14 protein-coding genes and 1 tRNA gene are annotated in these 13,558 nt (G+C 67.3%); 11 read left to right on the top strand and 4 right to left on the bottom strand.

Features of this window, described 5'->3' with window-relative positions; genetic code table 11:
• Window positions 1–918 (top strand): sensor domain-containing protein (locus ACYQ8K_RS28960; protein ID WP_459974657.1); only part of this gene is annotated, 918 nt, incomplete at its 5' end.
• Between the two features lie 26 nt (window positions 919–944).
• On the opposite strand, the gene ACYQ8K_RS28965 is transcribed toward ACYQ8K_RS28960, so the two are convergent.
• Window positions 945–1,316, bottom strand: a complete 372-nt coding sequence (locus tag ACYQ8K_RS28965) for a nuclear transport factor 2 family protein (RefSeq protein ID WP_459974659.1) — start codon at window positions 1,314–1,316, stop codon at window positions 945–947.
• A 19-nt stretch (window positions 1,317–1,335) separates the two neighbouring features.
• Between ACYQ8K_RS28965 and ACYQ8K_RS28970 the strand changes: the two genes are divergently transcribed.
• Together ACYQ8K_RS28970 and ACYQ8K_RS28975 are read left to right on the top strand one after the other, a co-directional pair.
• Window positions 1,336–1,905, top strand: a complete 570-nt coding sequence (locus ACYQ8K_RS28970) for an NUDIX domain-containing protein (RefSeq protein ID WP_459974661.1) — start codon at window positions 1,336–1,338, stop codon at window positions 1,903–1,905.
• Window positions 1,906–1,978: 73 nt separating this feature from the next.
• A complete protein-coding gene (locus ACYQ8K_RS28975; RefSeq protein WP_459974663.1) occupies window positions 1,979–2,488 on the top strand; it encodes an Rv2253 family sensor-like surface protein in 510 nt (169 codons plus the stop codon).
• A 34-nt stretch (window positions 2,489–2,522) separates the two neighbouring features.
• On the opposite strand, the gene ACYQ8K_RS28980 is transcribed toward ACYQ8K_RS28975, so the two are convergent.
• On the bottom strand, window positions 2,523–2,810 hold the full coding sequence (locus ACYQ8K_RS28980) for a DUF732 domain-containing protein (RefSeq protein ID WP_066873600.1): 288 nt from the start codon (window positions 2,808–2,810) through the stop codon (window positions 2,523–2,525).
• 205 nt (window positions 2,811–3,015) lie between these two features.
• Window positions 3,016–3,702: a glycoside hydrolase gene (locus ACYQ8K_RS28985; protein WP_459974665.1), complete on the bottom strand. Its 687-nt coding sequence runs from the start codon at window positions 3,700–3,702 to the stop codon at window positions 3,016–3,018.
• Window positions 3,703–3,787: 85 nt separating this feature from the next.
• Between ACYQ8K_RS28985 and ACYQ8K_RS28990 the strand changes: the two genes are divergently transcribed.
• Together ACYQ8K_RS28990 and ACYQ8K_RS28995 are read left to right on the top strand one after the other, a co-directional pair.
• On the top strand, window positions 3,788–4,288 hold the full coding sequence (locus tag ACYQ8K_RS28990) for a nitroreductase family deazaflavin-dependent oxidoreductase (protein WP_459974668.1): 501 nt from the start codon (window positions 3,788–3,790) through the stop codon (window positions 4,286–4,288).
• Window positions 4,289–4,367: 79 nt separating this feature from the next.
• The gene (locus ACYQ8K_RS28995) at window positions 4,368–4,568 is read left to right on the top strand and encodes a YegP family protein (protein ID WP_459974669.1); all 201 of its coding nucleotides are present in this window, start codon (window positions 4,368–4,370) and stop codon (window positions 4,566–4,568) included.
• Window positions 4,569–4,712: 144 nt separating this feature from the next.
• On the opposite strand, the gene ACYQ8K_RS29000 is transcribed toward ACYQ8K_RS28995, so the two are convergent.
• Window positions 4,713–4,788 (bottom strand) — tRNA-Arg (locus tag ACYQ8K_RS29000).
• Between the two features lie 127 nt (window positions 4,789–4,915).
• On the opposite strand from ACYQ8K_RS29000, the gene argS reads away from it, so the two are divergent.
• From argS to rho, 6 genes are all read left to right on the top strand, one after another.
• Entirely contained in the window at window positions 4,916–6,568 is a 1,653-nt protein-coding gene (argS, locus tag ACYQ8K_RS29005) for an arginine--tRNA ligase (protein WP_459974672.1), read from the top strand.
• 56 nt (window positions 6,569–6,624) lie between these two features.
• The gene (gene lysA / locus ACYQ8K_RS29010) at window positions 6,625–7,983 is read left to right on the top strand and encodes a diaminopimelate decarboxylase (protein WP_459974681.1); all 1,359 of its coding nucleotides are present in this window, start codon (window positions 6,625–6,627) and stop codon (window positions 7,981–7,983) included.
• Between the two features lie 3 nt (window positions 7,984–7,986).
• Window positions 7,987–9,309: a homoserine dehydrogenase gene (locus ACYQ8K_RS29015; RefSeq protein ID WP_459974674.1), complete on the top strand. Its 1,323-nt coding sequence runs from the start codon at window positions 7,987–7,989 to the stop codon at window positions 9,307–9,309.
• The gene (gene thrC, locus ACYQ8K_RS29020) at window positions 9,306–10,388 is read left to right on the top strand and encodes a threonine synthase (RefSeq protein ID WP_459974676.1); all 1,083 of its coding nucleotides are present in this window, start codon (window positions 9,306–9,308) and stop codon (window positions 10,386–10,388) included. The genes ACYQ8K_RS29015 and thrC overlap by 4 nt, the downstream gene beginning before the upstream one ends.
• Window positions 10,389–10,428: 40 nt before the next feature.
• Window positions 10,429–11,364, top strand: coding sequence for a homoserine kinase (thrB, locus tag ACYQ8K_RS29025; RefSeq protein ID WP_459974683.1), 936 nt, complete (start codon window positions 10,429–10,431; stop codon window positions 11,362–11,364).
• A gap of 267 nt (window positions 11,365–11,631) precedes the next feature.
• Window positions 11,632–13,485: a transcription termination factor Rho gene (gene rho, locus ACYQ8K_RS29030; protein WP_459974679.1), complete on the top strand. Its 1,854-nt coding sequence runs from the start codon at window positions 11,632–11,634 to the stop codon at window positions 13,483–13,485.
• Window positions 13,486–13,558: the final 73 nt, after the last annotated feature.

Below are 13,558 nucleotides of genomic sequence, written 5' to 3' on the forward strand. Positions count from 1 at the left end.
CCGCCCCCGCCCGCCCACGAAGTCAACACGCTGGCGACGCTGTCGGTCGTGTTCGCCTTTCTGCTGGCCCCGGTCGGAGCGGTGTTGGGACACTTCGCCCTCAGGGACATCCGCCGCCGCGGCGACCTCGGCCGCAATCGTGCGCTGGTTGGGCTGACGCTGTCATACGCGTTCACCGTCATCGCCGTGGTGGCGCTGGTGCTCTGGGCGACGCTCGGCAACAACCACGCCGGTCAGTCCACGACCCGGACCACCGGCACGGGTGCGGCGAAGCCGAGCGCCACGACGCCCGCACCGCCGGAACCCGCGGTGACGGCCGAAGCCCTACAGTCGCTGGTACTCACCGGGGAAGACGTCGCCGGCCTCATCAAGGCGCCTGGCATGTACGTCAACAAGACGTGGACCCAGACGCACGAGCTGCAGCCCGGCGACAGCTTCGAGCCCCCGGAGTGCACCCAAGCGGTGTTCAACGGCCTGACCGCGTCCTACCGCGACAGCGGGTACCGCGCGATCTACGGCGTCGATTTGGGCCAGCACACCAACGGTTTCCCGCATGGGGTTTCGGAATTCGTGGCGACATTCGACAATGCCGCGGCCGCAAAGGCTTTCGTCACCAGCGCGGTCAGCCAGATCAACGGCTGCGCCGGAAAGCAATTGACCTACTCGCACGGCGGCGTGTCCGGCATCTACAGCGTCGGCACGCCGGCGCAAACCGGTCCGGTGACGTCTGTGCGCAGCACCCTGGGGACCGTGCAGGACAACGGCCGGACCACCGATGTGGGCGGCCAGCACACCAGCGCATTGCGGGCCCTGGCGGCCAAGGCCAACGTTGTGGTCGACGTCGATGTGATCGGACGTGATCTCGGTGACGACGCCACCACCCTCGTGCAGGCCATCCTCGGCCGAATCCCGAGTTGAGTAGTCGGCCAACAGAATTGGTGGTTCTATAAGACCTTGACGTCGGCGGGCGACCAGAACGCGCGCATCGAGGTGATTTTGGCGTCCCCGTCGAACGACATCGTCGAGATCGGCGAGATTCGGGTGCGGCTGTCGCCGGCGTCGAGCGTGAGATGCCAGAAGAAGGCGGCTTCGCCGCCGCCAATCCGTATTTCGGCGAGTTCGGTGTCCTTCTTGGCGTCTTGGAAACCCGCATAGAACGCGCGGATGGCGTCGTGGCCGCGGCGGATGTCGGAGCCGATCGGGTCTTCGATCGTGGCGTCGGTGGCGTAGAGGGTCACGATGTCGTCGGCGGTACCGGTTGCGACGAGCGCGAGGTAGCGATTGACGGTCTCGGTGATGGCTTCTGGGGACGGCATAGCTTCGGACGCTACTCCTATGGGTCGCGGCATTCCGGGCAATACTGGCGTCGTGACTTTCATCGAACGCCTCGCGACCCGTGAGGTCTACCGGAACCCGTGGATGGTGCTGCGCGAGGACGACATCCGCCGCCCAGACGGCAGCACCGGCATCTACAGCGTCGTCGACAAGCCGGCCTATGCGCTCGTGATGCCCTACGACGGGAACCGCTTCCGGTTGGTCGAACAGTTTCGTTATCCCCTCGGCGAGCGCCGCTGGGAGTTTCCGCAAGGCACCGCTCCCGACCTGGTCGACGCCGAACCGGCCGAGCTGGCCGAGCGCGAGTTGCGGGAGGAAACCGGATTGAGCGCAACGTCGTTCGAGGCACTCGGCCAGCTCGACGTCGCACCGGGAATGACCAGTCAGCGGGGCTGGGTGTTCCTGGCCACCGGCATCGCCGAGGGAGAAGCCGACCGCGAGCACGAGGAACAGGACATGCGCAGTGCGTGGTTTGCGCGTGCAGAGGTCGAGCGGATGATTCGTGGGGGAGTGATCGCGGACGCGCAGTCGATTGCCGCCTATGGGTTGTTCCTGCTGCGAGTGGGATGACAACCCGCGACGACACCGCGATCGTGTCCGTGCCGAGATCACGCCGCGTCATCGAACGCCCACCATTGACGCAATGCGGCCGACGTTTCGCGTGTTTGCGGTGCTCGCTGCCGTCGCCGCGTCGATGGCCGGCGCGCCCGGCATAGGTGCGCATGCGCTGGCACCGTCGTGGAACGGCAAGTACTCACTGGTGAGGTATGCGGTCAACAAAACCGGCACCAGCGTCGCCGCCACGCAATCCGAACCGACCTTCAGCGCGGATTATGTCTTCACCACCGCGTGCTCGTCGGGCAGGTGCGTGGCCACCGCCACCAACGGCCCCACGCCGAAGAACCCGACGCTGCCCCAGCCTTCGCACTACACCTGGGACGGGGCCAAATGGGTTGAGCGCTTCGATTTTCAATGGGATTGCTATATGGGCGAAGGCGTTTCGAAGGTATGGGCGCCTGCCAGCTCGTGGGCCTTCTACGCGCCACAGCCCGATGGTTCGCTACGCGGAACCTGGCACACCGACATCAACAGCGGTCCCTGCCAGGGGAGCGTCGAAATGCCGGTGGCGGCGTTCGCCGCCCGGCCGGCATGACGGAGACGCCGTCACGACGACGCCTCATGATTGGTTAGGGGCAGTAGTTCGATTCCGCCGCGCTCACGATGGCCGTCGCGTCCCCGTAGTTGAAGGAACTGTTCAACCCGGAATGAACATCGGTGGCCAGCTCGTCCGGAGTCTTGCCCGCGGCGCGATCCGAGCAGATGGCGTGCCCCAGCGAGATCAGCGTGCCTTCGCCACCCGGCTGCCACACCACGCCGATCTTCTTCAACTGGCCCAAGTATCCGTCATCGTCGGCGGCAGCGACCCCGCTACCTACGGTCAATGCGGCAGCAACCACAGCCGGAATACACAACATGCGCAGCCCGCAAACAGTCTTCACTCTCGGCTCCTTCTCTCAGGGATAGTGACAACGGGCTCAGTATGCGGCGTGCGGGGCGGGATTGCGCGACGAACGGCAAAAGCTGGCAAACCGGTACAGAGCAACTGTGTCCTGTGTCAGCAATCAAGGGCACTGCCCGTGGCAACGGGCCAATCCTGGTGCTGGGTGATGCCTTAGCGGATCAGTCCTGCGGCGTGGGGGTCATCGAGGCGATGTAATAGGTTTCATGCCCGGTCGGGTAGCCGCCTCCGCCGGTGGCGATATGCACATGGTCGTAATGGTCGGCGGTCTCCGAGCCCAGGTCCGCCATCCAGTTGCCGCCACCGACGCCCGGGTAGATCTTCTGCCGCCAGATGACGTGGTTGATGCCCCAACGCTTCGCGTTCGCCAAGGCGTAGCCGGCGATCTGGTTGCCAAGCTCGATGCCTTCGGGGGAGTGGTAGTTCGGAATCATCACGTCGATCGCCAGCCCGTTGGGATGCCACGGCAACGGGTCCTCGCGGTACCCGTAGATGGTCTTGATCTGGGGAAAGAGCACGGTGATGACGCGGGCCGCCCAGATGGTCTTGACCTGCAATCGTTCCTCGGATCCCACGCTGTGCGGCAATGCGAGCTGGAATTGCTGCCCGGCGGACGGGGCGGGCGGTGCCAGGGCCGTCAGCGATTCCACCTCGGCCGGACTGGCGGTGCGCGGCGCGCTGGCGGACGGCCGCGCGGCGGCGGCGCTGGTCGTGGGAGTCGGCGCGGGCGGCTCGACGCAGCACCGCGTCTTGGTGCCCTGGGCGTGGATCATGGCCGCGGAGACGACGAGCGACGCCGCGATCGCCAGCCATCGCCCGCTGCCCTTGGCGAACCCCTTCACGCCCACGACCAGCAGCTTAATGTCGTTTGTGACCCGTGGGGTGGGTTTTTGATTGCTTGTCGCGCTCGGGCGGGCGGGTCACAATGACACGATGCCCGGGCGGACGTTCGACGATGCGAATGCTTTTCACCGGGCGATGCGCCGCTTCGCATCTACGACCGTGGGTGTGGCGCTTCTTCGCCCGACGGCGCACCACCTCGACCGCCTCATCACCAAAGCCACCGGCGGCAGGAGCAGCTTCGCCGGGGTCGTAACCGGGATTCCCGTGGTCATGCTCACCACCACCGGCGCCAAGTCCGGCGAACGCCGCACCGTCGCCGTGTACGGAATCCCGCACCCGGACGGCGTCGGCCTGATCGCGTCCAACTTCGGCGGCGCCAAGCATCCGGCCTGGTACCACAATCTGAAGGCCAACCCGGAAGCGACGGTCACGGTCGGCCGTGATACCTGGAACACCACCGCGCGACTCGCGACGCCGGACGAGCGCGACGAGATCTGGGCCAAAGGCGTCGCGCTGTATCCCGGCTGGCGAAAGTACGAGGTGCGGGTCGGAGACCGACACATCGAGGCGTTCGTGCTGCCACGACCCTGAGGGTGAACAGTCCCTTCTCGGGCGCCGTCACGCGGCGTAGCGTGTTTGCTGTTCGTAGAAGCGAACAAGGAGAACTGCAATGGCAGCCAAGTTCGAGATCAGCAAGGACAAAGCCGGCAAGTTTCGGTTCCACCTCAAGGCCGCCAACGGCGAAATCGTCGCCGCCAGTCAGGCCTATGAGATGAAGGAAAGTGCCTACAAAGGCATTGAGTCGGTCAAGACGAGCGCTCCCGCCGCGAAGGTCGTAGACCTGACCGAACGGACGCCGGCGCACAACTAGCGCGACTCGCTAGTCATCCCTCGCAAACACGAAGATGCGGTGCTTGCGGCGGTGGCCTGCGCAGAGGCGCGGTTGCTGTGAACATCCGGCTGGTAGCGCGGTGGCGATAGTCACCATGAACACGCCTCGGACCTGTGTGAACCCTGGTGCCCCCGGCAGGATTCGAACCTGCGGCCTTCTGCTCCGGAGGCAGACGCTCTATCCCCTGAGCTACGGGGGCGCACCGACATACCTGTTGCGCCATGGGGCTTTCGAACAAGCACGGACAGACTAACGCATCGCGGTGGCCGCCCCGCCACCGCAATGGATTCGGGGCGCGGGCACCCCAGCCAATAGGATGGACGCTCGTGACCCCCGCTGACCTGGCTGAGCTGCTCAAAACCACCGCCGCCGCGGTGCTGGCCGAGCGCGGGCTGGATGCTGCCGCGCTGCCGCCGACGGTCACCGTGGAGCGACCCCGCAACCCCGAGCACGGCGACTACGCCAGCAACCTGGCCTTGCAGCTGGGCAAAAAGGTCGGTGCCAACCCCCGTGAGCTGGCCGGATGGCTCGCCGAGGCGCTCGCCCAGGCCGACGGCATCGCGGCGGCCGAGGTGGCCGGGCCCGGGTTCATCAACCTGCGCCTCGAGGCGTCGGCGCAAGCCGTCGTCGTCGTCAACGTCATCGACGCCGGCGACCGGTTCGGCCACTCCGACGCCTTGGCCGGCCGCAACATCAACCTGGAATTCGTGTCGGCCAACCCGACCGGACCGATCCACATCGGCGGCACCCGCTGGGCCGCCGTCGGCGACGCGCTGGGCCGGCTGCTGTCCACCCAGGGCGCCGACGTGGTGCGCGAATACTATTTCAACGACCACGGCGCCCAGATCGATCGGTTCGCCGGCTCGCTGATCGCCGCGGCCAAGGGCGAGCCCACCCCGGAAGACGGGTACGCCGGCGCCTACATCAACGACATTGCCGCCCAGGTGGTGCAGAAGGCGCCCGACGCGCTGAACCTGCCCGACGCCGAGATGCGCGAGACGTTCCGCGCAATCGGTGTCGACCTGATGTTCACCCACATCAAGGAGTCGCTGCACGAGTTCGGCACCGACTTCGACGTCTACACCCACGAAGACTCGATGCACACCAAGGGCCTGGTCGAGCAAGCCATCGGCAGGCTGCGCGAGACGGGCAACATCTACGAGAAGGACGGCGCAACGTGGTTGCGCACCAGCGCCTTCGGCGACGACAAGGACCGCGTCGTCATCAAGAGCGACGGCAAGCCGGCCTACATCGCCGGGGACATCGCCTACTACCTGGACAAGCGGCAGCGCGGCTTCGACCTGGCCATCTACATGCTGGGGGCCGACCACCACGGCTACATCGCGCGGCTCAAGGCCGTGGCGGCGGCGTTCGGCGACGACCCGGCCACCGTCGAGGTGCTCATCGGCCAGATGGTCAACCTGGTCCGCGACGGCCAGCCGGTCCGGATGAGCAAGCGGGCCGGAACGGTGATCACGCTCGACGACCTCGTCGAGGCCATCGGCGTCGACGCCGCGCGTTACAGCCTGATCCGTTCCTCGGTGGACACCCCGATCGACATCGACCTCGCGCTGTGGTCGTCCGCGTCGAACGAAAACCCGGTCTATTACGTGCAATACGCGCATGCGCGGCTCTCGGCGCTGGCCCGCATCGCCGCCGAGCTCGGCCTGATCCCCGACACCGGCCACCTCGAGTTGCTCAGCCACGACAAGGAGGGAACGCTGCTGCGCACCCTCGGCGAGTTCCCGCGGGTGCTCAAGACGGCGTCGACGCTGCGCGAGCCCCACCGGGTCTGCCGGTATTTGGAGGACCTCGCCGGCGACTACCACCGGTTCTACGACGCGTGCCGGGTCTTGCCGCAAGGCGACGAGCAACCGACCGATCTGCACACCGCGCGCCTGGCGCTGTGCCAGGCGGCCCGCCAGGTGATCGCCAACGGCCTGGCGATCCTGGGCGTCACCGCTCCGGAGCGAATGTGAACGTTCACCCCGCCGGTCCTCGGCACGCCGAAGAGACCCGCCACGCCGAAAGCCCGCTGTGGCCGCAATCGCCCGAGGAGCTGCTGCTGCTGGCGCCGAATGTGTGGCCCCGCAACGTCGCTCGCGACGAGGCCGGGGTCGCCAGCATCGCGGGCATTGCGGTGACCGACCTCGCCCAGGAGTACGGGACCCCGCTGTTCGTCATCGACGAGGACGACTTCCGGTCCCGCTGCCGCGAGATCGCATCGGCCTTCGGCGGCGGCAAGAACGTGCACTATGCCGCGAAGGCTTTCCTGTGCAGCGAGATCGCGCGGTGGATAGACGAAGAAGGCCTGTCCCTCGACGTGTGCACCGGCGGCGAGTTGGCCGTCGCGCTGCACGCCAACTTCCCGCCCGAGCGGATCACCTTCCACGGCAACAACAAATCCGTCGCCGAGCTGACGGCCGCGGTCAAAGCCGGTGTCGGCCACGTGGTGTTGGACTCGATGGTCGAGATCGAGCGCCTCGACGCCATCGCGGCCGACGCGGGCATCGTCCAGGACGTCTTCGTCCGCCTCACCGTCGGTGTCGAGGCGCACACCCACGAGTTCATCTCCACCGCGCACGAGGACCAGAAGTTCGGGTTGTCGTTGGCCAGCGGCGCGGCCCTGGACGCCGTCGCCAAGGTATTCGAGACCCGGAACCTGCGGCTGGTGGGCCTGCACAGTCACATCGGTTCGCAGATCTTCGACGTCGCCGGCTTCGAACTCGCCGCGCGCCGGGTCATCGGTCTGCTGCATGCGGCCGTCGAGCAATTCGGTGTCGAGAAGACCACGCAGATCTCCACCGTGGATCTGGGTGGCGGACTGGGCATCTCCTATCTGGCCGCCGACGATCCGCCGCCGATGGGTGAGCTGGCCGCGAAGCTGAGCGAGATCGTGCGCAACGAATCGGCGGCCGTCGGGTTGCCGACCCCGCGGCTGGTGGTCGAGCCGGGACGGGCGATCGCCGGGCCCGGCACCATCACGCTCTACGAGGTGGGCACCGTCAAGGATGTCGACGTGAGCGCCACCGCGCACCGGCGCTACGTCAGCGTCGACGGCGGCATGAGCGACAACATCCGCACCGCGCTCTATGACGCGCAATACGACGCCCGGCTGGTCTCGCGGCTCAGCGACGCGCCGGCCGAACTGGCCCGTGTGGTCGGAAAGCATTGCGAGAGTGGCGATATCGTGGTGCGCGACACCTGGGTGCCGGGAGACCTGCGGCCGGGCGACCTGATCGGGGTCGCCGCCACCGGTGCCTACTGCTATTCGTTGTCGAGTCGTTACAACATGATCTGCCGCCCTGCCGTCGTCGCGGTGCGCGACGGGCGCGCCCGTCTGGTCCTGCGTCGCGAGACGGTCGACGATCTATTGAGTCTGGAAGTGAGGTGAACTGTGCCCCGTGACGAAAAGCCGGTCGGTGTAGCGGTACTCGGGTTGGGCAACGTCGGCAGCGAAGTTGTCCGAATCATCGAGGACAGCGCTGATGACCTCGCCGCTCGAGTCGGCGCACCCGTGGTGTTGCGCGGCGTCGGGGTGCGCCGCGTCGCCGAGGGCCGCGGTGTCCCCGCCGAGCTGCTCACCGACGACATCGAAGCGCTCGCCGCCCGCGACGACGTCGACATCGTCGTGGAACTGATGGGGCCGGTGGAGCCGTCCCGCAAGGCCATCCTGTGCGCCCTCGAGCACGGTAAATCGGTCGTCACGGCGAATAAGGCGCTGCTGGCCACCTCCACCGGCGAGCTGGCGCAGGCCGCTGAAAGTGCCCATGTGGACCTGTATTTCGAGGCGGCGGTCGCGGGCGCCATTCCGGTGATCCGCCCGCTGACACAGTCGCTGGCCGGCGATACGGTGTTGCGGGTCGCCGGGATCGTCAACGGCACCACCAACTACATCTTGTCCGCGATGGACAGCACCGGCGCCGACTACGACACCGCGCTGGCCGAAGCCGGCGCACTGGGTTACGCCGAGGCCGACCCCACCGCCGACGTCGAGGGCTACGACGCGGCCGCCAAGGCGGCGATCCTGGCGTCCATCGCCTTTCACACCCGGGTGACCGCCGACGACGTCTACCGCGAGGGCATCACCAAAGTCACCCCGGCCGACTTCGAATCGGCCCGCGCCCTGGGATGCACCATCAAGCTGCTGTCCATCTGCGAGCGCATCACAACCGATGGCCAGGAACGGGTTTCGGCGCGCGTCTATCCCGCACTCGTGCCCTTGTCACATCCGCTGGCCACCGTCAACGGCGCCTTCAACGCCGTGGTGGTCGAGGCCAAGGCCTCGGGCCGGCTGATGTTCTACGGTCAGGGCGCCGGCGGAGCGCCGACCGCGTCCGCGGTGGCCGGTGACATGGTGATGGCCGCGCGCAACCGGGTGCTGGGCAGCCGCGGGCCGAAGGAATCGAAGTACGCCCAACTGCCCATCGCCCCAATGGGGTTCATCTCGACCCGCTACTACGTCAGCATGAACGTCGCCGACAAGCCCGGCGTGCTGTCCTCGGTAGCGGCCGAATTCGCCAAGCGCGAGGTCAGCATCGCCGAGGTCCGTCAGGAAGGCGTCGCGGACGACGATGGGCGGCGGGTCGGGGCCCGCATCGTCGTGGTCACCCACAGCGCCACCGATGCGGCGCTGTCCGAAACCGTGGACGCGCTGGCCGATTTGGACGTCGTGCAGAACGTCACCAGCGTCCTGCGACTGGAAGGGACCACCCTATGACCGCCCCGCGCACCGCCGTCCACAAGCCGTGGCCCGGTCTCATCGAGGCGTATCGGGACCGGTTGCCGGTGGGCGACGACTGGACCCCGGTCACCCTGCTCGAGGGCGGCACCCCGCTGATCGCGGCGGGCCGGATCTCGGAAAAGACCGGCTGCAGCGTTCATCTGAAGGTCGAGGGCCTCAATCCCACCGGCTCCTTCAAAGACCGGGGCATGACGATGGCCGTCACCGATGCGCTGGCGCGCGGCCAGCAGGCGGTGCTATGCGCGTCGACCGGAAACACCTCGGCGTCGGCGGCGGCCTACGCGGCGCGCGCCGGCATCACCTGTGCGGTGCTGATACCGCAGGGCAAGATCGCGATGGGCAAGCTGGCGCAAGCGGTCATGCACGGCGCCAAGATCATCCAGATCGACGGCAACTTCGACGACTGCCTGGAGCTGGCCCGCAAGATGGCCGCCGACTTTCCCACCATCGCGCTGGTCAACTCGGTCAACCCGGTGCGCATCGAGGGCCAGAAGACGGCGGCCTTCGAGATCGTCGACGCGCTGGGGACCGCGCCCGACGTGCACGCCCTGCCGGTTGGCAACGCGGGAAACATCACCGCGTACTGGAAGGGATACACCGAGTATCACCACGAGGGCCTGATCGAGAAGTTGCCGCGCATGCTGGGCACCCAGGCGGCCGGTGCGGCCCCGCTGGTGCACGGCGCGCCGGTCAAGAACCCGGAGACCATCGCGACCGCGATCCGCATCGGCGCTCCGGCGTCGTGGACGGCGGCCGTTGACGCGCAGCAGCAATCGAACGGCCGCTTCCTGGCCGCGACCGACGAAGAAATCCTGGCCGCCTACCACCTGGTGGCCGAGTCCGAGGGCGTCTTCGTCGAACCCGCCTCGGCGGCCAGCATCGCGGGACTGCTCAAGGCCGTCGACGACGGCTGGGTGGCTCGGGGGTCGACGGTGGTGTGCACGGTGACGGGCAACGGCCTCAAGGACCCCGACACCGCCCTGCGGGACATGCCGACCGTGACCCCGCTGCCGGTGGACCCGGTCCTCGTGGTCGAAAAGCTGGGGCTGGCCTGACCATGAGTGCCCTCGCGACGAAAGGCTGTTGATGACCCCGATGCTGCCCGCCGGGCTGGTGGCCAGCGCCGTGGTATCGGCGTCCAGCGCCAATCTTGGCCCCGGCTTCGACAGCATCGGTCTCGCACTGGGCCTGTACGACGAAATCATCGTCGAGACAACCGATTCCGGCCTGGTCGTGCTGGTCGAGGGCGAAGGTGCTGGCCAACTGCCGGTCGGTCCCGAACACTTGGTGGTGCGCGCACTGGAATGCGGACTGCGGGCGATCGGGGTTCGCGCCCCGGGCCTGGTGGTGCGATGCCGCAACGCCATCCCGCATTCGCGCGGCCTCGGCTCCTCAGCAGCGGCGGTGGTCGGCGGCCTGGCCGGCGCGAATGGCCTTGTCGCACAAACGGATTGGACGCCGCTGGACGCAGCCCAACTAATCCAGCTGTCCTCGGAATTCGAGGGCCATCCCGACAACGCCGCGGCCGCCGTGTTGGGCGGAGCGGTCGTCTCGTGGGCCGACCGCACCGGCGATCGCCCCCGGTACGCGGCGGTGCCGCTGCGGCTGCACCCCGATATCCACCTGTACTCCGCGATTCCGGAGGAACGCTCGCTCACCGCCGAGACCCGCGTGCTGCTGCCCGCGCAGGTCAGCCACGAGGACGCGCGCTTCAACCTCAGCCGCACCGCGCTGCTGGTGGTGGCGCTCACCGAACGCCCGGACCTGCTCATGGCGGCCACCGAGGATGTGCTGCACCAGCCGCAGCGCGCACCGGCCATGCCGGCCTCGGCGGAATATTTGCGCCTGCTGCGACGTCATAACGTGGCAGCGACGCTCTCCGGGGCCGGACCCTCACTCATCGCGTTAACCACAGCGGCGGAGCTGCCCGCGGAAGTGGCGGAATACGGCGAGGCCAACGGATTTGCCATCACCCAGATGGCCGCTGGCGAACCAGTTCGCTGGAGTCCCGGAGTCACCGTCGCCGGTTGATCCACGGCGTGGCCGGAGGGTTTGCTTGCTTCCGGCAAGGATGGGGGCTATCCTCGGACGCGTCCAGCAATCGCAGCATCTGCATCTGCATCCATACTGCCTTGCCGCTAGGACACACCAATTCTTCTTGTGGACGAGGTTCGCCGTTTACTCCGCCAATCCAGGCGATCACCGTTGCAATGTCGATGATTGGGCGCACTCGGCAATTTGCCTGAATGCAACGAACCCCCCGTATGACCTGATCAGCGGGGGAAAGAAAGGAAATCCGTGACTGATACGGACCTGTTCACGGCTGGCGAAAACACTGACGCCAATCAACTCTCGAACGCCGTGACCACCGACACTCCAGACGCGAAACCCAACGTCTCGGGTGCCTCACTGTCCACGATGGTGCTGCCCGAACTGCGCGCGCTGGCCAATCAAGTTGGCGTCAAAGGGACGTCGGGCATGCGGAAGAACGAACTGATCGCCGCGATCAAGGAAGTCCGGGGGCAGGCCAACGGCGTTCCCGCCAATGGCGCCAAGCCCGCTGAGGACAACGGCAAGCCGGACACCAAAGACGACGACAAGAACGACAACGCCGCCGCCGACGCGCCGGCGGCCAAGGGCGACCAGAACGGTACGGCCGAGGCCCCTCGCCGCGAACGACGCGGCGCCTCCCGCGAAGCGGGATCCGCCGCCCGCGGCAACGAGGAGGCCGATCGCGAGAGCTCGGGCAGCCGTGAGGGCGCCGCTCCCGCTGAGTCCGACCGCCGCGAGAAGGCCAAGCCAGACAACCAGAATGACGACCGCGGCCACGACGGCGGCGGCGACCAGGATCAGAACTCCGGCGGCCAGCAGGGCCGCGGCGGCTCGAACCAGCAGGACGACGACGGCGAAGGCCGTCAGGGCCGGCGGGGACGCCGCTTCCGTGACCGCCGCCGCCGGGGCGAGCGCTCCGGCGAGGGTGGCGACACCGAGCTGCGCGAGGACGACGTCGTCCAGCCGGTAGCCGGCATTCTTGACGTTCTCGACAATTACGCCTTCGTGCGCACCTCCGGCTATTTGGCCGGCCCGCACGACGTTTACGTGTCGATGAACATGGTGCGCAAGAACGGCCTTCGTCGTGGTGACGCCGTCACCGGCGCGGTCCGCGTGCCCAAGGAAGGCGAACAGCCCAACCAGCGGCAGAAGTTCAACCCATTGGTGCGCCTGGACAGCGTCAACGGCGGCTCGGTCGAGGACGCCAAGAAGCGCCCCGATTTCTCGAAGCTGACGCCGCTGTACCCCAACCAGCGCCTTCGTCTGGAAACCACCAGCGACCGGCTGACCACTCGGGTCATCGACCTGATCATGCCGATCGGTAAGGGCCAGCGCGCGCTCATCGTGTCGCCGCCCAAGGCCGGAAAGACGACGATCCTGCAGGACATCGCCAACGCGATCACCAGGAACAACCCGGAATGCCACCTCATGGTCGTGCTCGTCGACGAGCGGCCCGAGGAGGTCACCGATATGACCCGCTCGGTCAAGGGCGAGGTCATCGCCTCGACCTTCGACCGCCCGCCGTCAGACCACACTTCGGTCGCCGAACTGGCGATCGAGCGGGCCAAGCGGCTGGTTGAGCAGGGCAAGGACGTCGTCGTGCTGCTGGACTCGATCACCCGCCTCGGGCGCGCATACAACAACGCGTCGCCCGCCTCGGGCCGGATCCTGTCCGGTGGTGTCGACTCCACCGCGCTGTACCCGCCCAAGCGGTTCCTGGGTGCCGCCCGCAACATCGAGGAAGGCGGGTCGCTGACGATCATCGCCACCGCGATGGTCGAGACGGGGTCCACCGGTGACACGGTCATCTTCGAGGAGTTCAAGGGCACCGGTAACGCCGAGCTCAAGCTGGACCGCAAGATCTCCGAGCGGCGGGTCTTCCCGGCGGTCGACGTGAACCCGTCGGGTACCCGTAAGGACGAGCTGCTGCTGTCGCCGGACGAGTTCGGCATCGTGCACAAGCTGCGCCGCGTGCTGTCCGGGCTGGACTCGCATCAGGCCATCGACCTGCTGATGTCGCAGCTGCGCAAGACGAAGAACAACTACGAGTTCCTGGTCCAGGTGTCCAAGACGACACCCGGGGCGATGGACAACGACTAGCTGTCGTGACCTGACACGTTGTTGTCAGGCGGCGAGCCGGCTGATTGGTGGTCGTCCGCCCAATGCGGAGTGG

The sequence above is a fragment of the Mycobacterium sp. MUNTM1 genome, assembly GCF_054660795.1.